This is a genomic window from Brunnivagina elsteri CCALA 953 (genome assembly GCF_002289455.1).
GTDB classification, from domain to species: Bacteria; Cyanobacteriota; Cyanobacteriia; order Cyanobacteriales; family Nostocaceae; genus Brunnivagina; species Brunnivagina elsteri.
Window position 1 is genome coordinate 1 of the sequence record NZ_NTFS01000030.1, and the last position, 21,321, is coordinate 21,321.

Annotated in this window: 22 protein-coding genes; 9 read left to right on the forward strand and 13 right to left on the reverse strand. The window is 37.6% G+C overall.

Annotation, left to right across the window (positions count from 1 at the left end):
* Positions 1-284: 284 nt before the first annotated feature.
* The 4 genes from cas2 to cas6 all read right to left on the reverse strand — a co-directional run bounded on the left by cas2 (position 285) and on the right by cas6 (position 3,456).
* Positions 285-557, reverse strand: a complete 273-nt coding sequence (gene cas2, locus CK510_RS04495; protein WP_095720553.1) for a CRISPR-associated endonuclease Cas2 — start codon at positions 555-557, stop codon at positions 285-287.
* Positions 558-615: 58 nt separating this feature from the next.
* The gene (cas1d, locus tag CK510_RS04500; RefSeq protein ID WP_095720554.1) at positions 616-1,620 is read right to left on the reverse strand and encodes a type I-D CRISPR-associated endonuclease Cas1d; all 1,005 of its coding nucleotides are present in this window, start codon (positions 1,618-1,620) and stop codon (positions 616-618) included.
* Between the two features lie 86 nt (positions 1,621-1,706).
* Positions 1,707-2,294: a CRISPR-associated protein Cas4 gene (gene cas4 / locus CK510_RS04505; RefSeq protein ID WP_095720555.1), complete on the reverse strand. Its 588-nt coding sequence runs from the start codon at positions 2,292-2,294 to the stop codon at positions 1,707-1,709.
* 328 nt (positions 2,295-2,622) lie between these two features.
* A complete protein-coding gene (gene cas6 / locus CK510_RS04510; protein WP_095720556.1) occupies positions 2,623-3,456 on the reverse strand; it encodes a CRISPR-associated endoribonuclease Cas6 in 834 nt (277 codons plus the stop codon).
* 56 nt (positions 3,457-3,512) lie between these two features.
* Here cas6 and CK510_RS04515 point away from each other — a divergent pair, with 56 nt between their 5' ends.
* Positions 3,513-3,917, forward strand: a complete 405-nt coding sequence (locus CK510_RS04515; RefSeq protein WP_095720557.1) for a hypothetical protein — start codon at positions 3,513-3,515, stop codon at positions 3,915-3,917.
* A gap of 24 nt (positions 3,918-3,941) precedes the next feature.
* Here CK510_RS04515 and cas5d read toward each other — a convergent pair whose 3' ends face one another.
* From cas5d to CK510_RS04555, 8 genes are all read right to left on the reverse strand, one after another.
* On the reverse strand, positions 3,942-4,649 hold the full coding sequence (cas5d, locus tag CK510_RS04520; RefSeq protein WP_095720558.1) for a type I-D CRISPR-associated protein Cas5/Csc1: 708 nt from the start codon (positions 4,647-4,649) through the stop codon (positions 3,942-3,944).
* A gap of 5 nt (positions 4,650-4,654) precedes the next feature.
* Complete coding sequence (cas7d, locus tag CK510_RS04525; RefSeq protein ID WP_095720559.1) at positions 4,655-5,665, reverse strand: type I-D CRISPR-associated protein Cas7/Csc2; 1,011 nt, start codon at positions 5,663-5,665, stop codon at positions 4,655-4,657.
* 107 nt (positions 5,666-5,772) lie between these two features.
* Entirely contained in the window at positions 5,773-9,129 is a 3,357-nt protein-coding gene (cas10d, locus tag CK510_RS04530; protein ID WP_095720560.1) for a type I-D CRISPR-associated protein Cas10d/Csc3, read from the reverse strand.
* Between the two features lie 17 nt (positions 9,130-9,146).
* Positions 9,147-10,166 (reverse strand): PDDEXK nuclease domain-containing protein, encoded by a 1,020-nt coding sequence (locus CK510_RS04535; RefSeq protein WP_095720561.1) that lies wholly within the window; start codon positions 10,164-10,166, stop codon positions 9,147-9,149.
* 278 nt (positions 10,167-10,444) lie between these two features.
* On the reverse strand, positions 10,445-10,654 hold the full coding sequence (locus CK510_RS04540; protein WP_143289223.1) for a hypothetical protein: 210 nt from the start codon (positions 10,652-10,654) through the stop codon (positions 10,445-10,447).
* Between the two features lie 640 nt (positions 10,655-11,294).
* A complete protein-coding gene (cas3, locus tag CK510_RS04545) occupies positions 11,295-13,487 on the reverse strand; it encodes a type I-D CRISPR-associated helicase Cas3' (RefSeq protein WP_095720563.1) in 2,193 nt (730 codons plus the stop codon).
* Positions 13,484-13,858 carry a DUF5615 family PIN-like protein gene (locus CK510_RS04550; RefSeq protein ID WP_095720564.1) on the reverse strand — a complete coding sequence of 125 codons (375 nt, stop codon included), beginning with the start codon at positions 13,856-13,858 and terminating at the stop codon, positions 13,484-13,486. Before CK510_RS04550 ends, cas3 begins: the two co-directional genes overlap by 4 nt.
* Positions 13,839-14,114 (reverse strand): DUF433 domain-containing protein, encoded by a 276-nt coding sequence (locus CK510_RS04555; RefSeq protein ID WP_095720565.1) that lies wholly within the window; start codon positions 14,112-14,114, stop codon positions 13,839-13,841. The genes CK510_RS04550 and CK510_RS04555 overlap by 20 nt, the downstream gene beginning before the upstream one ends.
* 213 nt (positions 14,115-14,327) lie before the next feature.
* On the opposite strand from CK510_RS04555, the gene CK510_RS04560 reads away from it, so the two are divergent.
* A complete protein-coding gene (locus CK510_RS04560; RefSeq protein ID WP_095720566.1) occupies positions 14,328-15,200 on the forward strand; it encodes a WYL domain-containing protein in 873 nt (290 codons plus the stop codon).
* Between the two features lie 16 nt (positions 15,201-15,216).
* Here CK510_RS04560 and crcB read toward each other — a convergent pair whose 3' ends face one another.
* The gene (gene crcB / locus CK510_RS04565; protein ID WP_095720567.1) at positions 15,217-15,621 is read right to left on the reverse strand and encodes a fluoride efflux transporter CrcB; all 405 of its coding nucleotides are present in this window, start codon (positions 15,619-15,621) and stop codon (positions 15,217-15,219) included.
* 802 nt (positions 15,622-16,423) lie between these two features.
* On the opposite strand from crcB, the gene CK510_RS04570 reads away from it, so the two are divergent.
* The 7 genes from CK510_RS04570 (at position 16,424) to xseB (ending at position 21,248) form a co-directional block, all read left to right on the forward strand.
* Positions 16,424-16,621: an NblA/ycf18 family protein gene (locus CK510_RS04570; protein ID WP_095720568.1), complete on the forward strand. Its 198-nt coding sequence runs from the start codon at positions 16,424-16,426 to the stop codon at positions 16,619-16,621.
* A 114-nt stretch (positions 16,622-16,735) separates the two neighbouring features.
* Entirely contained in the window at positions 16,736-17,131 is a 396-nt protein-coding gene (locus tag CK510_RS04575; RefSeq protein WP_095720583.1) for a rhodanese-like domain-containing protein, read from the forward strand.
* Between the two features lie 40 nt (positions 17,132-17,171).
* Positions 17,172-17,522, forward strand: a complete 351-nt coding sequence (locus CK510_RS04580; protein WP_095720569.1) for a hypothetical protein — start codon at positions 17,172-17,174, stop codon at positions 17,520-17,522.
* A gap of 403 nt (positions 17,523-17,925) precedes the next feature.
* Entirely contained in the window at positions 17,926-18,885 is a 960-nt protein-coding gene (locus CK510_RS04585; protein ID WP_095720570.1) for an orange carotenoid-binding protein, read from the forward strand.
* Positions 18,886-19,177: 292 nt separating this feature from the next.
* Positions 19,178-19,504 carry a fluorescence recovery protein gene (frp, locus tag CK510_RS04590; RefSeq protein ID WP_095720584.1) on the forward strand — a complete coding sequence of 109 codons (327 nt, stop codon included), beginning with the start codon at positions 19,178-19,180 and terminating at the stop codon, positions 19,502-19,504.
* Positions 19,505-19,789: 285 nt separating this feature from the next.
* Positions 19,790-21,031: an exodeoxyribonuclease VII large subunit gene (xseA, locus tag CK510_RS04595; RefSeq protein ID WP_095720571.1), complete on the forward strand. Its 1,242-nt coding sequence runs from the start codon at positions 19,790-19,792 to the stop codon at positions 21,029-21,031.
* Positions 21,024-21,248 (forward strand): exodeoxyribonuclease VII small subunit, encoded by a 225-nt coding sequence (xseB, locus tag CK510_RS04600; protein WP_095720572.1) that lies wholly within the window; start codon positions 21,024-21,026, stop codon positions 21,246-21,248. The genes xseA and xseB overlap by 8 nt, the downstream gene beginning before the upstream one ends.
* Positions 21,249-21,321 lie beyond the last annotated feature (73 nt).

Here is a 21,321-nt window from a genome sequence, read left to right on the forward strand (position 1 = left end):
ATGCATAATGATTATTATTGATACCTGTAATATCAGTTCTTGATTTTTGAGGGATAATTTATTTCTTGGAGTTCCCTAATCTAAAATACTATTTCAGGCGATCGCTTGTCAAGAGCAACCCCAACAAAAAATGCTTAAACCCAGACATAGAGAACCTTTCAAGAATTGCGCTAACATCAAACCAGGAAAAAATCGCTCAAACCCAGACAGAATAAACAATTCAGCCACTAAATTTAGTAACCCGTTCCCAACACCCACAGGTTAGCGCAACAAGCTAGCAAATATCAAGCAAAAAATATCGTATTATCCCGTGGCATTTCACCACCAATACGCTCAACCTTTGGTTGACAGCAAGCGCAAAGCGTATAAAAACGGATGTTATCTTCCTTCGGTTTAATCACCTTAGAAAGACGCGATCGTAGTTTAGCATACTGAGTATCGGTCAAATCACACTCAAAAACAGAATACTGCATCCATTGTCCATAAGACTTAAGAATCTTATGAATTTTAGTACGACGCTTATCTTCAGAAATATCATAGGAAACAACAACAAACATCATTTTTCGAGGATATGAGAGGTAAAGGTTAATAAAAATTAATCCGGGTAACTAAGGATTACTTCATAACTAAAGGTGGATACTTATCAATTTCCCCCATGAGATATTTACCTAATAAACGTGCTTGGATTTCAAAAATTTCTTGATATGTTTTCTTAATTCCCAAAACAGGATGGGTGATTTTATCTAGCTTCCTTTGTTGATATAACTTGAGAAAATCATGCAATTTTTCCTTAGTCAGAGAAACCGCATGACTAACAGGTTCCGTCTCAAAATCTGATGGTTTGAAAATTTTCCGATTAATTGCACCAAGAACCAAAGAATCAACAACCAAAGGACGAAATTCTTCCATTAAATCCAACGCTAAAGATGGTCTACCATAACGTTCAGTGTGTAGATATCCCAAATATGGGTCAAATCCAACAATATTTAAAGCACCTTGAATATCATGACGTAATAATGAATATCCCAAGCTCAAAAGAGAATTTACAGGGTCAATTGGTGGACGACGATTGCGATGATTGAAACTAAAATTATCGACACGAATAAAGTCATCAAAGCAGCCAAAGTATGCCGCACTTCCAGCACCTTCGCAACCCCGAATTGAATCAATTGTAGTTGCCTTTTCCAAAGATATTAAAGAAGTTTCAATTTTACTAATGCCCTTACTCGTATCGATATCGGGATAATTACGCTGAGTTTTTAACAACGAGTTGCGGTAATTTTTTAGCTTACCCCTAACAAAACCCTTAGCTGCATGAATCGCTTGAATTGACTCACCAGCAGCTTTCCACTGAGCATTTCGCAAAAAGATATTCTTACTCATTTCTGGCTCCAAACGGGCAATATACTTACCATTTATTGTTAGGAAAGTCAGAGGGATTTTGTTTTTAATAAGTTCTGCGATCGCGGCAGCAGAAATACTCGATCTACCCATCACAACCAAACCATCAACTTTGATTAATGGCACATCTAAAATCGTCTTTTTATCAAATTTCACATTCAATCTTTCATCAACCTTAGCAATAAAAGCATCTTCCTGTGTAACGTAAACAGTACCCATAAAATTCCTCCAAAAAGTAATAGACACCTCTGCGTAACTCCGCGCTAACTTTGCGAAACTCCGCGTTAAAATATTAAAAAATTATCTCAATCAAGCTCGCAATATTTTCCCACTTTCTCCACAACTTTTGGTAAACATTGTTCATACAAACTACAACCTTTACAGCGTGGACTATAAACAGCTTTAGGCATTGTTCCAGTTTCTAATAATCTTGTGACATCTTGAATTGTGGCAATAGTTTGTTGACGTAATTCCGAATTAATTTTTACTAATTGTCTTTGATGAGTTTGAGCATAATAAACATACCCAGTATTGATAACTTTCCCCGTCATTTCCTCCAAACACAAAGCTTGAGCGCAAACTTGCAATTCATCATTATCCCATTCACCTTTTTTCCCACGTTTATATTCAACTGGATAAAATTCACCATCCTCTAATTCGATTAAATCAGACTTACCAATTAACTTATATTCTTCAGACTTCAACCAAATCGCTCTAACTTGCCAAATTTCTTCTCGGTTTCCTTCACCTGTTGTATGTACTCTTTCATGTAAACTAGTGCCTTCAATTGTGTATTGATTATCGATAAAATCGCCAATACAATGTATTCTCCAACAGCGATGCGAGCAATAAGCATATTGATTTAATGCCGCAATCGGAATATATTCAGTCATTTGATTTTGGGTTTTAGATTTTGGGCTTTTAATTTTAGATTTTGAATTTTAAGACATGGGAATAATCAGTAATTTCTAGAAATGAATATTTCCATCTTTTCTAAATTTATTGATGGGACTTTACTTTTCCCTTTTATCTTTTTACCTGTTATACCAATTACTCATGAAGCCGCAGATTATTTAAACCCCACCTGAACCCTCACAAATAGCGGAGAGAGAACTGGAACTGGGTTCTTGTTTCCCCCCAAACCTCCCCTTAGCAAGGGGAGGTGCCACAGGCGGTGGGGTTCTACATTCATCAAGATTTAAGCCGTTTATAGTATACTGATTAAATTCTCCTCACCATTCCCATTCCCATCGTTGTTTTTCGTCCCACACCAGCATACAAAGCAAAGTCAGCAAGAGTATTAATTTGTTTAACTCCCTCAGCTTCAATCTCACCCATAATTCGGTAGCTAATCTCACCAACACAGCCAATAAACTTACTGCGAGAATCACTAGCAATTTCAGTTTTGATATTAAAAAAACTCGGATAAATCGACTCAATAAACTCCGAACCAAACTCCATCCCACTATATTTATTCCAGCGTTGTAACAAACTTTTAAAAACCAAATCCCTAGTCGGCAACCCATTGTCATAACTCCCTTGACGGAAAGCAGTTGGTGTTGCAAAGACAAAATCGATTGTTTTCTGAATATTACTGGTGCGATCGTATAATTGAGAGTAACTACAAGCATTTGCCCAAGGTTGCATAGACTGTGGTGTACCTTGGATACTAGTAATAAATAAATCCGCAGAACCGAGATGCCAAGGTTGTTCGGGATTAATATTAAGCCATAGTTGCGTTAGTTTGCTAAATAGCATGTCATCAAGTAACGATATCCTCCACCAACAGGTAGTACCAAGAGAAATCGGTTCTTGCTGCTGATACTGTAATACATGACTTCTTCCCTTGTCTCTGTGTCTTCCCCCATCCATCTTTACTTGTAAAGGAGAAAGGGTAAAACACTTATCTGCGGTAGAGTCATGAAGGATATCTCCTAAAGTGCGATCGACTGAACTGACAAGGTTAAGAAATAATGCATGGTAGTGTCTCCCTGTTAAGAATTGTGGATAGATAGTTGACTGGGGAATGAGGTTGAGAATTAAGCTATGTGGCATGGGTTATAAACTAGATAAACAATTTTGAAAAAGGTAAAACTTAGGAGAAAAAACTTATGAAAATTGACGATCGCAATGTAGCTATGGCACTAACCGAGAAATTAAAAGCCAGCTTACCAATTAAAGTACGTCCTGGAAAGCAATTTTTGCGAATGTTAAAAGAAAAAGGAGAAATTGCCAATCCTGACAAGGAATATGAAGTTAATTCTGTTCTTTATAGTGGTGATGATGGTGGAATTTCCTGTGCTTTAACATCCGATGCAACAGATACTACAGCTTATGTTGTTTCTATAACTCACCTAAAAATCGATTCTAATCATCCCCTTGCAGCAGAATTAAAAACATATCAAAAGCAGCGTACTCGCAAATTATTTTTACAAGACAAAGGAGATTTTGTGAAGGAATTACTAGCAAATCAATCTGTGAAACCTAAAAAGCGTAGTTCTGGTTTTGGGAAATAGGACGCAATAATTTGCGTCCAAAATTTAATTCCGAAAACGGTATGACATATTCACGGGTAATCTAACATCTTTGACCTTTTCAAAGTAGTAATATTGTCCGCGCATTTGCACATTTTGAATCAAACTAACTGGAGGCATATTTACCACATCGTAACTAATTACTTGATTGGTAAACATGACATCCAATGGATTTAAAGGATGGGTACAGATAAATAAATCAGTCTTAGTTTTTGGTTGTGGTAATTTTTCCACAGTCACCTCAGCTTTACTCATCCATTTACCCAAGCGAATCCATTTTGCTAGCTTTAATTCATTTTGAGAAATTACAAAAAACTCAAATATACTTTCTGGTGCAATCTCTTTTGCTCTGCCAAAACTAGGGATATTCTTTTGGGTTTTTTCCATTTCCACATGGTAATTATTATTCGCATATTTCCATGTATTGAGTATGGATGTATGACTGATAGAAGAAGCTGGTGTTACATAAATACCCTGTTGATTTAGCGGGGTTAAATGTTCCTCATATTTGGGTACTTGTTCGGGGCAAAAATAGCGATAGGAATGTTCTTCTGGGACAGTTGTTGCATATTTTTCGCTATCTACTAATCCTAGTGCGTAGCAGAGTGCGTAATTATGAATTATGGGTTCAGTTTCGTAGAGTCTACCGATTTCACGGGTTGCGTAATAAACGCTATCGTGTAATTCAATTTGACAACGGTAAATAAAAACCATAATTTTTACTCCGTTGCTGCACTTGCTTTTTTACCTTTGATGTGTAATTTTGCATAGGCTTTTGATTCATCATCGGCTTTTTTCAGCATTTTTTTAAGTTCTTCTTCGTTTGCAGTAATCGCTTTTACTTCTTTAAGTAATGCAGCAAAACTTTCGTCAAAAAAATCTTCATGCACAATAAATTCTTCCTCCATTAATGTTGAGATAGAAACTTTTGCAGCTTCAAATACTTCATCTTCATTTAATGGATCGGGTGAATGCAGAGTATTATGGTTTTTCATGTAGTCATAAATTGCCTGAGTCCAACGTAAGTTACTAACTATTTCACCATCGGCAAATATAACCCCAATTAATTCATTTCTAACCCTTCCAGTACGGGTAGTCTGCGCTCCATAATGGCGAGTTCGCAGGATGTTATTAAATACATACAAAAAACTTGCTTCTGTAGGGTCTTTTAATGTGACGATACTGGGGAAGAATACTTGAGGTTTAATATGGTCTTGTTGATTAATTCTACTTGTCACCTCACCCACTTTAGAACCATTTTCACCCTTAGATGCCATCGTACCATTTTCAAAGGGTGCATTGAGGGTAAATGTTTCATGGGATTCATCGAAGGATTTAATCGAAAATGCCGTATCGACGACTACTTTTGATTTTTCTGAACCGGAATCACCGATCGCAAATCCGTAAATAATACAATCGGGGTTATTCATTGCAAATTTGACATTATATTCACATTCTTCAGCAGTCATTAAGCCATAATTACGTAATAATTCCCTACCGACTAAACGTTCTGGGGTTGATTGCTTGCGTTTGAACATCGAAAGTCTACTAATTGTCGTTTTATCAACGATTCCCGCTCTTACCCTTGCTTTATTTAGTTCGCTATCTGTTTGAAATAGTGGATAAGATTCTGTAACTCGAATCGTCAAAAAATGAACATACTTACCCATTGGTTTGTAGGGAATTTCAGCATGGAAGAATTTAGCATCAACGGTTTTTAGAAATGGCATGATTTGTTTCCTAGTTAAGTAAACAATAGTTAGTCTAGTTTGGGTAAAATGGAGTGTAATCCAATATTTTCAAGATTGAAATTAGAGAAAATTAGCTGATTGCAATTTTAGGCTTCAGCTTTTTCTTGCTCATTCTCTTGAATGTTTTTATTTGCATTTTCCTTATCATCTTCTAAGCGATATAAAAACTCACAAGTATCTTTAATTAAGTTCAATTGTCTACCTGCTAAACGTGCGCGATCGCATGAAAATGATTTTTCAAAAACTTCCATCACAAAATACCTCGCAAAATCTAAAACTGCTTGTCTTTCTTCTTCACGTTTGTTCATTATCCAGCGTCCATCGGCAGTATTTGCATGAACCCTATCCATTAGTTTGAATACTTCTGCTGCGACTGCTGCGACTAATGTTTCTCCAGCAAAAACGCTTGTTTCGGCTTTTAGGATTGTTTCCGCAGCAATATCTATTGGTTTTAATACTGCGTTAGATTTGGGATTATAGCGTTTGTTCGCTCGGTAAAACTTACGATACAAATCGGTTAGCTTTTTCGGATGATTCAATTGTGATTCTGCCATTAATTTCCATTCCTTTGATTCAAAATCATATTGTGCATAGGGGTCAAAACAGGGATAAAATTGATAAGCATAAAGTCTAATTTTTTCAATGCGTGCTGTCTCCACTCCTTGATTTCTTACCCAACGATTCAGATAAGCAAATACATAAAGAGGAGTAGTTTCAAAATCCTTTGCTAACTCTGTGAATCTACCCCAGTTTGCATCATAACCAGACTTTCCACTTTTGGCATTAACATCTAAATGTATGGCATAAGCTGCTGTAAGTACATTTAGTGGTGCAGGATAGGATTTATTATTTTCTTTCCATCCTTCAAGGATATAATCAAGTCGAAATCTATCTCTTCCTACCAAAGTTCGGAAAGCATGAGGTGCGCTATCAAGAAATACGCTTTCTTCAAATTCTGCACCATCATTAAAGGGAGGAATTGGTGACTCAGAAACCACTGTTTTCACATCTAAAATCATCGGAAAAGCGAATGCTAGCCAAGTTGGCATTATCCAAGATTCGGTGTCACTGCTGTCCCTTCCTGGTGGCATTGCCATGAAGTAAAATGTCAAAGGTTGGTCATCTGGATAGGAGAGTTTAAATGTTCTATCTTTTTCTGAATCTAAGTTTTCATCAATTAAAAAAGCATCAACATTCTGATATTTTACTTTATCGAAATCAGCTTGTAAGTCTTTACTGATAAAGTGATTACGAATGCTTGTATCGAATCGAGTTTGAGAAATTCCAGTATAGGCTTTTTGCAAAAACTTATTAGTTTCCGGGGTGAAATAGTAAGTCGGGTAAAAGTAGAGGTAGCGATATTTCCCATCTTCAAATCGTTTACCTACTGCTTGGGTTTGGTTCATCAAAATTTGCCGTAACATCATTTCCAATCCGGCAATACTGGAAATATTGCGCTTGGCATTAGAACCATTCAACATTTGTTTATTTGTATAAACCTGGGGAGTAAATAAAACCGCAGATTCCATTTGTTCGGTAACACTGTAAGCAGAATGGGAAATAGAACAAATTAACTGTCTTCCCCGTCCAGATTTTTTAGCAGCATTGTAATTATTAAACTCGTTCAAAAAATTATCGGCTGTTTGCATTTCTTGATTGCCTGGTAACATAACGACTTGTTTTACCCAGAGTCGCAAATCATTCCAACCATCGGCTAATTCGTACTGGGAAATAATTGGAGAAATTAAGTTATTAATATATCCAATAACTTTCTGGCAACTTTCCCGAACATTTTCAATTCCAGGATGTTTTTCTAGATATTTAGCTGCAAGATAATACCATTCATAGGGAACTCCCCCAGTATTACCCTTTAACTTATTTTCCTTGAGACTTTCATTAATGCGTTGAATTTCTCGAATTTGGGGTAGATATTCTGTTAGGTTCCAAAATTCTGCAACTTTGTGAGTTAAATCGAACTGCGTTAATTTGGGTAAATTTTTATCTTTTTTACAAACAGCTTCAATTCTATTTACACTTTCACCCAAAATTTTTCGACTAATTAAATCCCCAAATTCTGCTATTTGGTCAATCCGAATATCATCCGCAAATTTAAAGTCATAATCGGCAGATAATACATTTTGCTGTTGAAACTTAACTAGATTATCACTACGACTTTTTGCAACTGAACCTTTATTAGGATTTAGTATCCTGAGTGTAGCATCTAAACCAACTTTCATCAAGCCAATTTCATCAAAAAATAAATTGTAATACTCAGCGTATTTCATTCCTTTCCCATCACGACCAAAACCCGTTTGTCTGAGTTCTAGCTGTCTCGAACAAAGTGACTTGATATTTTCAATAACTTGATTTGGTACATCTTCTAAGGAGATAGCTGGAGCATTTCGTTGAGCTAGGTAAATTACTCCTGTTGGTAGATATAACAGAGGTTCGTAATAGATATTTTCATCTGTATTGAGTTTAGTATGTACTTGAATCAAGGCATTATTTACCACATTTGTTAACACACCTCGGTTTTCAGAAATGCGGTGATATGTAAATTTTAATTTCCCATCACTTAAACTATGAATAATTTCATTCAGTCTAGGATTTTCCGCATCTTGAGGATGTTTAATAATGGAAGCAAGAGAATCCGCAAGACAAGTTAAATCTGATAAACTGCGAAGTGTTCTATCTTTAAGAATCGGATTTAAGCCAAATTCGGAAAAATTCCAGTTAGTATCCCAGCGTCGTTGTGCATTGTAAGCCATACACAACAAATCATCAATATACTCTTTATAAGCTTCGAGATTTTCTGAATCGATAAATTTATCTAGTCCTAATTGTCTTACCTTTTCATCAATAATTTGCTGATGTTCTTTGAGCGGTAATTTGCGGCAATCATTAGGAACATCAGGAAATTTTTCAAAATCGTGGAGAATAAACCCAGCAATTACTAATCTCCGTTCCCGTTCCTTTACCAGTCGTTGCACTGTGGTATCGAGTTTATGCAAACGTCTTTCGATTAAATTTGCCGGAAATAATCCATTCAGTAAATGAGTATTTAAAGATTGATCGGCAGCATTATCGCGTCTAACCTTAGTTTCTCCTTTTGCTTTTCGCTTTTCGTCGATTTCATCAAAGAACTTACCACCTTTTGCTGTAACTCCAATAGCAATACTCAGCAATTTTGGTAATACATATTCGCAGAAATCTGCCATTACTTGGTCATCGGGATTTTGCGATCGCACTGCTTCCCGTAATAGCTTAAGAGTGAGTAATTCACTTTTGCTTTCGATAGTTCTGTCAGAATCACCATCGAAGCCAAAATTACCCTCTAAGCAGTTATCATCTGCTTCATCTGTAATTTCTGAGTTTAAATCTAATCCACTTTCAAATAATGAAAGCTGTTTAGATTCTGAGGAATCTTTTGTTTTTTTAGCCATTTTGTGCCCCTAATTTTTTACTCTATTCCCTGCAAAAGTTTTGCTACTTGCTCTGGTGTGGGAAGCTGATTTTTTAATTCTTGTGGTACTGTAGAAACTATTTGATAAGTTGCTACACCAATTGGCTTATTTGATTCTCGTAATGCATATTCAACAATCGTTTTATTTTTAGATTTACAAAGAATAATTCCAATCGATGGATTTTCGTCAGGTTGCCTTACTTTGTCATCTAATGCTGCCAAATAAAACTGCATTTTGCCAACATATTCAGGTAAAAACTTACCGATTTTTAGCTCAACTGCAACCAGACATTTGAGAATCCGATGGTATAGCAAAATATCTATGAAATATTCCTCATCATCTATTTCTAGTCGATATTGACTGCCAATAAAGGCAAACATTCCACCCATTTCTTGCAGGAATGGTTCAACTCTCGTCAGAATTGCTTGCTCTAACTGTCGTTCGCTATGTTCGTCTGCTAATTCTAAAAAGTCAAAGGTGTATTCGTCTTTAACAGCTAACTTTGCTTGGTTGCGAATTTCTTCCGAAACAGTTTGTTCAAAATTAGTTTGATTGAGCAGAGTTTTTTCGTAAGTTTGATTTTCAATTTGGTGGATTAACACATTTTTAGTCCAGCCAAACTTGCGAGTCATTTTAATATAAAATTCGCGTTCAAAAGCATCTTTACACTTTTCTAAAATGACTAAGTTGTGAGTCCAAGCAATTTCTGCAACCAATGGTTGCAGTTTTTGATTTTGATGATACTCAACATAGAAACTACGCATATTCCAGATATTACGAGATGAAAATCCACTAATACCAGGAAATTCATTTTGTAAGTCTTTTGCTAATTGCTCAACAACTGATTTACCCCAAGTAGCACCTTCTTGACGGGTGACAATCATTTTGCCGATATCCCAGTAAAGTGTAATTAGTTCTTTATTAACAGCTTTAAGTGCTGCGTATTGTGCTGAACGAATACGCTGTTTTACTTCCACTAATAAATTTCTGTATTCTTCTGAATTGGGTTTATTCATAGTGGGAATAGATGTTGCTTATTTTAGAGGTGAATATATTAAACAAGCTTGTTGTGTATCCTTCCTTTTTTACCAGAGATACGTTTCAAGTAATCTATTAAGAAATCTGAATTAAATAAAATACAACTCTCAATGGTGTAGATATTCATGTTGGGTTACGCAAAGCCTACACCCAACCTACAAAGAATTGCATATTAATAAATCATCATTCCTAAGTAATTTTAATATTTATAGGAAGGGGATTTTAAAAATAATTATTTTTAAACCCCCATCAATTTTTATGCTGCTAATTCTAGAAACTCAATTTCCATTAAATTTGATACTGAGGGAAACAAGTTTAGTTCTAGCTGTATGTACTCGATAGGTTGTAAAACATTCTTGAAATGCAGTTCAGATACACCAAGAGTTATGAACTGTTCCTTAGAGACAAACTGCTTAGTGGTGTAAGGACGCATATCAAAGAGTTCCAACTGTTTGCAAAAACTCATGTATTTGAACTCCATTCATATATTTTTGTGAATGGTAGCTTTACCCATCAAAGAGTCGTGTTAGCGTCGAGAGGATATCAAATGCAAAAACATTTATGGGACTAAAGTTAGTAAATACCATAGCCGCCAAATATTTTTTATACCTGAATTTCAATAACAACGAATTTCCGTCCCTATACTTGAAGGCTGATGCCACCATCTGAATAATAACACATCAAAATTAAGTTTAGCTTCGGAAGACCATTGAAAATCATGTGATTCGATCTTTGCCTTAGATATTGCAGGGGAAAAAGATGTGCAGATTTAAATCTGGTACTTTATGTATTGACATAATATTTTTTTATGGGTAAAAATTACTTTTCCTATTAGGGATTGAAACTCCATATTCGATATAAGATAAGAGTGGGTGTGAATGTAGGCACCGCCGGAATTATTCGAGGTGGTGAATAATCCCTATCAGTAATCGGATACTTAGCTCTAAATTAATAGAGATTAGCCGGAATTATTCGAGGTGGTGAATAATCCCTATCAGGGATTGAAACTTCCGAAGCTACACTTGTAGGCTTAAGCCTTCCCACCTAAATCTGCAATCCATCGTCAAATATAGGTTTGCATGATTTCTTAATCCCTATCAGGGATTTCAACTCGAAGCTATCCATATTTCATCCCCCTTACTCTTAAAGGTGTAAGCTAAAGTGTCCAGTAACAACGCAGACTGACCAAACGCGATCGCATAAGGCGCACTACTATCATGTAAACTATGTTCGTCACACATTGGGTACAGTTGAAAGTGCATTGGTAAACGCAACTTATTTCTCACCTCTGCAATTGGACGACGCAGCACATAGCAAACTAACCCCTGTTTTTTCAACCGCTTGTTAATATCCCTAATGTAATTATTATCGGGTTGCCAAACTTCAATCCCCGTCAGCACTTGCACTTTCCACGCATCTGCAATTCCTTGCAAGTCTCCCAGATATACAAATTTCCAATTCAACCGTTCCTCACGGTAAGAACGCAATTTCATAAATCCCAAACAATGCTCGTACTTACCCTTGGGAATTGCTTGTCCAGTTCGCTGTGCGGTTTCTTTAAGTGCCCGTATAAATCCTGCTTCCGTCCACATTTCGATTTCCAAATTCCCCAATATTCCTGGTAAATCGTAGGTTTTAAACCTGTCTACTTCGTTTTCTTCTGTCAAATCGTACAAACCACATTGCAATGGACTCGATCCACGGAAACTAGATGCATCATCAGCAATAGGATTTCCAGACTTTCCCGATTGTTCTTTCCAACTTTTTGCCCAACCAGAAACACGTCCAGCTATTGATTTAAGACTAGTATTAAATATACTTTCACACGCTTTTTGGAACTTCTCACGGCTTTGAGCGTATTGTTGTTGAATAGTGCGATCGCTCAATTTATGACACAAGTAAAATGACTGTACAGTACCCCAGCGCTGATAATAGCCGCGAAAATCGTTAACTTGGCGATATTGATCCTTGATTGTAGTATTCAAAAATGTGCGATCGTAATTTCCAGTATTTTCTAAAGGTGGATTATCTCCTAAAAATAACCGTTCAACTAAAAAGTTTGGAACTAGTGCGTAAGCGGTATATTTATCAAATTTAATATCCTCACCGTCTTTATTATAACTATCATGTCTTCCCAACCTTCCCAAACGCTGAATGAAATTACCTGCGTCGGAAGATTCAAATATTAATAGATTTATTTTGAAATCGACACCAACATCAATTGTACTCGTACCAAAAACTAAGTCTGCTAAAAGTGATTTTTCTTTTGTGATTTTTCCCGATAAACCAGTATTTTCGCCAACAGTTAAATTATGTGTTTGAAAAAGTTCTTGAAAGAATGGCACAAGTCGCTTAACTGCGGCAATGGAATTGAGAATAATCGCACCTTTACTACCTGGATGATTCTGAAAATAATCCAAAATTAAATTGCTGTTTTCTTTTATCCAAGTTTCCGAAGCTTTAAATGATGGTTCTAAAGACACAAAATTTAGATTTATTGAGTGCGATACCTGTCGCCAATTTTGATTCTGTAATTTTTTCTCTTCTTCTTTATTATCGGGAAAACTATATTTATTATTATCTAAAGGATAAATTTCTTGGCAGCGAAAACCTGCTATTTTTAACTTATCAATAAAATCTATATCAGGTGTTGCAGAGAGAAAGAGAAACTTTTTCTTCCGATTAGTACAATTAATTAACAACATTGTGTTAATTACACCAGCGATTTGTGGTGCTGCAAAAACATGGAATTCATCAAAAATAAATAGGTCAAAGTCCTTATCAATTCTTCCCCAAAGTTTATCAGGGCTATCACCAGGAATTAAATAAGCTCCGCGATGTAAGTAATGTAAAATATCGGGATTGGTAAGTATAACTTCCCGTTGATTTGTCAGTGTTGAAATTGCGGCGCTTTTTTTTAACCCTTCATTCTCAGCATAAATCTCTAACTCTGCACTACTCAATCTTGCCACACGAGGATTATTAGCAGGTTTAAAAGTGTCAATATATCCCTTAATTTGTATCTCTTGGTCGCGTGCAAGTTCGTTTGTTGGGTAAAGCCCAATAGCAGAATATTCTCCCTGAAGCACTTCCAAATATGCTGCCAAGCTTTTACCATCTCCCGTCATTGCGGTATTTATAATAACGTCAATATTCGGGTCGCGTAATGCTTTTAGAGTTTCTGCTTGATGCCAAGAAAGCTTCCAATTACTAGGTAATATTACATCTTGTAATTCTGACTCTGCTGGTGATGAATATACTGATTTTAAATTAACTGGGTAGATACTTTTATCAATCATACATCTGGCTCAATTGGTTGATATTCCTGAATACTGCCACCTTGAATAATCCACAACTTCCCTGTAACTTCTGCTGACTCTAATCCTTGATTTAGTGTCTCTATTGCTTGTTGCCAGTCAGCAAAAATATATCGAGAAGGCAAACGAATAATGACAATTCCTGGATAATTTGAGGGATTATATTTAACCCGATTGCCAAAACCTCTATCGCAAGTAACTAAACATCTACCCTCACTGCGACAAACTTCAATTACTTCCTCATCTGGTGCTGACATCAAACCTTGTCCCAGTACAGTTGCAACATCGTGTCCCGCTAAACACAACAAACTGACAACACGAGTATCAATATTTTCATCTAACTTTAAATTCACGCGGTTGCTTCCTTTTTTTAGTTAAAGGAATTTCCACGAAAGCACCTCGTGACATCTCAGCACCATAGGCAATACAAGCAAGAATGTCGTCTCTTTCAATGCTGGGATAAGCTTCAAGAACTTCCTCCATTGTGGTTCCCCCAGCTAAGTAATCCAAAATCATCGAAACCCAGATACGATGTCCACGAATGCAAGGTTTACCAAAGCAAATATTCGGATCGATAGAAATTCGAGCAAGTAGATTATCTGTAGTCATGATGATTCCTCGCTGATTTTGCCTACTTATTTAATGTTCTAACAAATCTATATTTTCAGCAGCTTGATGTTGGAACAACTAGAAATACTGTAATCGGATATATGCTTAATTTTGTGTCCGTAAACTGTTGTTAATCCTTATATTGCCATGCAAAATAGAAGTTGACAAGATACTTACGGATAAAAGTGTCCGTATAATTTAAAATTAAACATAATGAGTCGAAAAGGTCAGTCGATAACACTATCAATATCAGAAAGAGATAAAGCTGAGTTGGAAGCTCTAGCGTTAGAGTTTGGGATGAAATGGGGAGAAAAGCCGAATGTATCTAGGTTAGTGGAAGCGATCGCACGTCGTGAGTTAATCATCGGTAACAATAATGATTGGAAGGAATCCCGTATCCGTGCGTTACATCGGTGTATAAGTGCTTTAGTTGACATGGGTCAAACCGAACAAGCCCAGGAAATAGCTAAGTTACTTTTAGAACGTGGAGAATTATCTTTACCTTTGCGTGGTGAAATCGAGGCTTTTCTCGGAAATACCCCTCCAGCATGGCGTTTGCAAGTTGATAAATACATTTTGCGCCAGCAACCCTTTCAGATTTCTTATGAAGACGCATCCCATAGAGTATTTAATTTTACAGTTCGCCATGCTGTAATTACTAATCACGAAAAGCGTCAATACCTTGATTGCTGGTGTGAGGAGACGGAAGGTAATCTCGATATTGAGGAATTAAAACATAATTGGTGTTTGCGTTTAGATCGGATTCAAGATGCTGCTGTCACAACTATTGATGGGAAATGGCGATCGCATTTAGCGGAAATAGAGGTGTCCATGCATTTATTTGGTCGTTTGGCTTTTGCTTACCAAGCGAAACCCGAAGATAAATTGAATGAATGGATACCTGAACAACAACGTGTAAAGAATGTACTGAGAAGGGTTTCATTTACATTTTGGTTTATTCGGGAGGTGATGCAGTACACACCAGATTGTGTAATTATATCTCCGGAGAATGTGCGATCGCTCGTCAAACAAAAAATTCTCACTCTGTGCGACTTATATCATATTGAAACCAATGATCAAGTTTAAATCTCTAACTAAATTTCTAGCCTTTACCCACCCATAACCAAGCTAGTATCGCCCCTAACCAGACACAAACAACACCTAAGATTGCACTACCTCCCCAATATAAAATAATGGGGAGGGTATTTCCTGTGCGTAACAAGACGAAGGTTTCTAAACCATAGGTGGAAAAAGTTGTATATGCACCTAAAAAACCCGTTCCAATTAATAAACGCAATTCGGGAGAAATTAGTTCTGTCCGGGTTAAGGTGAATGTGGCAAAAAAACCCATACCAAAACAACCACTGAGATTAATCCAGAAAGTTCCATAGGGAAAACTGGTTCCGAAGCGCTGTGAAAACCAATTTGCCAGGTAGTAACGACTCAGCGCACCTGCAACTGCACCAAAACTAATGGCAATTGCACCGCGAACTTCTCCAAGCAGCATGAACTGACTTACTCCTAACTAGTTTTTAGAAACATCCGACAAATTATGCAATACACACCAGATTGTGTAATTATATCTCTGGAGTAATGTACGCGATCGCTCGTCAAACAAAAAATTCTCACCCTTTGCGATTTATATGGTGTTGAAACCAAGGATAAACTTTAATCTTTTTTGAAGGAAAATTCTGCTGGCTCAAGTTCCAATAGCCCACACCGACTCTAGCCTTAAGGCTACAATTCCTGTGCTACATAAACTTTAGGCTTTACGCCAAGATAAAAATTACCTTCCCAAAAGAGCTATACCAATACTATTTGTGGGACAGCGACTATCAGATAGTCGCTGTCCCCAAACTGTTTGAATGTATTCCATACAGGGTAATTTGGATAATTTCCTTATCATTATTTATTTTATTTGGCAATAAATGTTGCAGTTTTGTTACAAAACTGTTAAGTTTAATTTACACAACAGAACAAAACCAAAAAAACAGAGATCATAGAAAGCTGTTTAGTAATTGAAGAATTCGGCAGGCTAAACAACTATGCCGTCGAATCCAAAAAGTACGTGATGGATGAGCCTTGGCTTAACTTTACTCATGTATCTAGAAAAACGAGTAAAAACGTTTATCTTTTTCCTAATCAATCTTTTCTAATCCTCACTGTATAGAGCTTTAAAGCTAGATTGTCACCCCTTCAGAGCATGTACAGTCAAGAATTCGATGAGCAACGAAATATTGAAGCCTAAAACATAGGTAGTACAACATTAAACAGCAGTTTTTACCCTAATTGGGTTACAGGAGAACGTTATGGATCAGCCTATCGAAATAACTTTAGAGCAAGAATTCAGTCTTATAAAGTTTATTGATCAAGTGCAGCAAATGTCCCGTGAACAAGCTCAAGAGTTCTTGATTTTGCAACATAAGCAGATGATGATTCGGGAAAGGATGTATCAGGAGATTCTGAAACAACAGTGGAAATTAGATATGGATTTTGCCTCTTTGTAAAACTGGAAAGTAATCCTTACTTTTTCTAGAAGAATGAGCAGAATCGCAGTTTTCAGTCAACTGTTTGACACTGAATCGAATCAAATGTTGTTAGTAATACACCAAAGGCGAAATATGAGTATCTTTTCTAAATTCATTCCCACTTCTAAATTCATTCCCATTCCCAAACCAATCGAAGATAAGTCTAGCATTACTAGTCTTAAAGAGCGTCTCGATTGGGGTGAACCAGCCTTGACAATCGTTGATGTCAGAGACCTTAATACCTTCAATGCCACCCACATCACGGGAGCAGTTTCGATGCCAATGAACAAACTAGTTGCTTGTGCGATCGCGAATCTTGAACTAATCCGTGACATTTATGTTTACGGTGAAACGAATGAGCAAACCACCGAAGCAGCATTCAATCTACGTGAAGCGGGTTATGAAAATGTCGCAGAACTGTTAAATGGTCTAGCAGCCTGGAAAGCAATGGGCTATCCAACGGAAGGGTTCTCTGCTGCTCTCACTTAAGTTTCAAAAATCAGCTTGCTTAGGAAAAGGAAATTTGACAATGTTCAGCTTTAACCAATTTTTGAATTTACTGCGTCGCACAATCCTCACAGGATTTCTGGCTGGCTTAATCTGGCTACCAGGACTTTCCTTTAACTCAGCGTTAGCCATGCCCAATCCTCTGGCTTTGATCGCAACTCCTGCCAAAGGTGATGAGCGTCTAAGCGCTCTCATTAGTTGCTTACCAAAGCAACTCAGCCAGCCAAGCTTCAAGCGTGCCTGGGACGAAATGGGCAACGATCAGCTTCAGCGAGCTTTTAACCTCAAGACTAACCCCAAACTGAGTCAAGCAGAAATTGAGTTGAAGGACTGCCTTAACCCCAACCGCCAAGATATCACACCTCAGAGTTAGCAACAGAACTTGTGGGGGCACATCACACTAAAATAAGGTTTATTACTAAAGTACAAAGAGCAGGAAACATTAATCTACCCAAACTGATGCGCGATCGCTCGTCAAACAAAAAATTCTCACCCTCTGGGATTTGTATGGTGTCGAAACCCGATAATCGAATAACTACATACAAAGACACCTTCGTCAATTCTTTTTTAGTTCGGATTTCCAATTACCAATTAAAGTTATTTTGTTGGTTATGTTACAAAAGCTCATGATATTTTAAGATTGGGAAGTGAAGCAGTTGTTTGAGGATTAATTCCTCCCAGCAAGCTGCTAAACCCAAAGGGTAATTTTTTCTATCCTGGAAGGCTTCTAGCTTAATCTTGTTGCTGATTGCAAACTTAGTGAGGCAGTCTATACTATGCCATTTTCTATTGACTCCGCTCGTAATATTTTCCCTGGAACTTTAGCTGCGGATGTAGTTCCAGCTACAATCGCCAGATTTGCTCAACTTAGTGCAGAAGACCAACTTGCGTTAGTGTGGTTTGCTTATCTGGAAATGGGTAAGACAATTACAGTTGCTGCTCCTGGTGCAGCTAGTATGGTTTTGGCTGAAGGAACGTTGAATCAAATCAAAAAGATGTCGTTTCTTGAACAAACCCAGGCAATGTGCGATTTGACAAATCGTACTGACGCACCTATTTGTCGAGCTTATACAGTTTGGTCTCCAAACATTAAACTGGGTTTTTGGTATCAACTTGGAGAGTGGATGGAACAGGGAATTGTTGCCCCAATTCCTGAAGGTTATAAGCTTTCTGCAAATGCTTCGGCTGTGCTGTTGGCGATTCAAAATTTAGATCCCGGTCAGCAAATTACGGTATTGCGAAATGCCGTTGTTGACATGGGATATGACGTGAATAAGATGGGTAGCTACACAAGGGTTTCCGAACCTGTTGAACCACCGAAAGAGATGTCACAACGGACAGCAGTGGCAATTAAAGGTGTGGATAATCCTACTGTGTTGAGCTACATAGATAATATGAATGCCAACGACTTTGAGGCATTGATTAAGTTATTTACACCAGATGGTGCGCTGCAACCTCCTTTCCAAAGACCAATTGTTGGACAAGAAGCAGTGATGCGATTCTTTAGGGATGAATGTCAAAACCTGAAGTTAATTCCTGAACAAGGTGTTTTAGAACCAGCAGAAGACGGTTATACCCAAATCAAAGTCACTGGCAAAGTCCAAACTCCTTGGTTTGGTGCTGGTGTGGGGATGAATATTGCTTGGAGATTTTTGCTCAATCCTGATGGCAAAATTTTCTTTGTCGCGATTGATTTACTCGCATCTCCTAAGGAACTCCTAAATTTAGCTCGCTAAAGCGGTAATCCACCGATTAGCATCCGAATTTATTCCTTTTGTTAGCCAAAATATTTTGTAGATTTTGGCTTTTAATATCATGCTTGCGCTCTATATTTAGAGCGCTTTGCTTTCTGAGGATAATTATATATTTAGTAGAACAAGAAAAAATTAAAAAGGCAAAAGAAAAAAGCTTTTTGAATCAAATTTTTAGCTATTTATTTAGATAACACCTTTATTTTTACCCTGTTATTCTAATAGAATAGATAAGAATGTTAAATACGTGTATTTTAAGTATAAATTCGGATTCGATATGCAAGTGATTGATACTGAGTGGTCCAAAATAGAACAAGAAGTAGCCAAGGAAGCATTTGATAGAGCTTACAAGCGAGAAATTAAGTCACTGATGGCATTAGTACAGGAAAAAGCAGGTGCGATCGCACAGCTTGATGATATGTGGAGTCTACACGATTTTTTGAGTGCAAAAAGACATGATATTGACGGTAAATATGATTATAGATATTCGTTTCTAATTTTTGTTTTTGCCCGCTTGGTGAAAGAGGAATGGCTGGACATCAATGAATTACAAGGTTTAACAAAGGAAAAGCTTGCCAAAATACTTGCTCTGTCAAGGATGTAATGGCAGGTAATTCGCCGAAAATATTCAGGTAATTTCCATAACGAAAATTATCAAACCACACAATAATACATCGTAGGGGCGTAGCTTGCTTCTCCGTTTCGGAGTACAGTTGTTCGCCCTCTTTATTTATGGCTTTATTTATCCCTTTATTTATGCCTTTATTTATGCATACATCGCAAATAAAAGGGTAAACAACCGTTTTTCTCTACATCACAAATGAAAACTGCTACAAGAGGCGTTGGATTTGCAACAATAACAATGTGTAAACAACGTTAAACATTGCCCATGACACTCGACTTCTCGACTCCTTCCGTACCAGATACAGCCATTTCCGTTGCAGGTTTAACTGAATATATCCAGTTAATTTTGGAAGAAAACGAAATTCTTCACCACATCTGGGTAATTGGCGAAGTTTCCAGCGCCAACAATCACCGTGTTGGGTTATTTTTTACACTCCAAGACCCCGGAGGAACAGCATCAATAAAATGTGTCACCTGGAAAAGCCAAGTCCCCAAATTGATGCAAATGCCCAACCAGGGGGAACAGGTGATTATTTTGGGTAGCATCAGGTTATATCCTTCCCGTGGAGAATACCAGCTTCAGGTGTGGCAAGTTTTACCTGCTGGGGAAGGCTTGCAAGCTCTACGATATAAGCAACTAAAAAATAGCTTGGAAGTGGAAGGACTATTTGATGATGAGAGAAAAAGAGGTATTCCTTTACATCCCCAGCATATAGCCGTGGTAACATCTCCGACTGCTGCGGCTTGGGGAGATATCCAAAGAACATTACGGGGTCGGTATCCGGGGTTACATGTGTTATTTTCCCCTGCGGTTGTTCAAGGGGAGGAAGCACCCAATTCTATCGTTAAAGCGATTCAACGGGTGGAGAAAGACGGACGTGCTGAGGTATTAATTTTGTCCCGTGGAGGTGGTGCGGTTGAGGAATTGGCTTGTTTTAACGATGAACGGGTAGTGCGGGCTGTTGCGAATTGTAGAATTCCGGTAATTACGGGTATTGGACATCAACGGGATGAGTCTTTGGCTGATTTGGCTGCTGATGTATGCGTGCATACCCCAACTGCTGCTGCGGAAAGGGTTATTCCTGCGTTGACGGATTTGTATAATCAGCATTTAAACCGAATTGATGGGTTATTTGATGCTGTGCGGTTTTTGTTGGGAGATGCTGAGGATAGGTTGCAGGGTTTAAGAAATCGCTTGCAAAGGGTAGGGTTAAACAAGCAAATGTCCCAGGAGCAGCAGAAGTTAGCTTGGAAACGTCAGAGGTTGTTGCAAGCCACATCTGGCAGGTTACAGCAGTCTCGGCAGCATGTGGAGATGTTGCGGCAAAAGTTAACGAGTCTCGATCCAAAAGCTGTTTTATTGCGGGGGTATGCGGTAGTTAGAAAGGAGAATGGGGAAATTGCGCGATCGCACTCTCAAGTATCTGTGGGGGAGGAGTTGTCTGTGCTGTTGGGTGATGGTAGCGTGAAGGTGAAGGTAATGGAGCGCAAAGAGGCTGATGGTTAAGGGTAAAGCTGGAAAGAAGGAAGATAATTGGAGTTATGAGGAGAAAGTGAGGGAGGTTGAGGAGATTATTACCAAGATTGAAGCTGGGGATTTGGATTTGGTGGATGTGTTTAGCCAGTTTGCAACTGCTGTGGAGGGTTTGAAACAGTGCGATCGCTTTTTGCAGGAACGTCAACAGCAGGTTGATTTATTAATCGAAACTCTCCAAGATGAATAATGTGTTTAATTATTGTTTAATTAAGTTCTCGGTTTTTTTACTATTCTGACTTCTGAATTCTGAAAAATAAGGA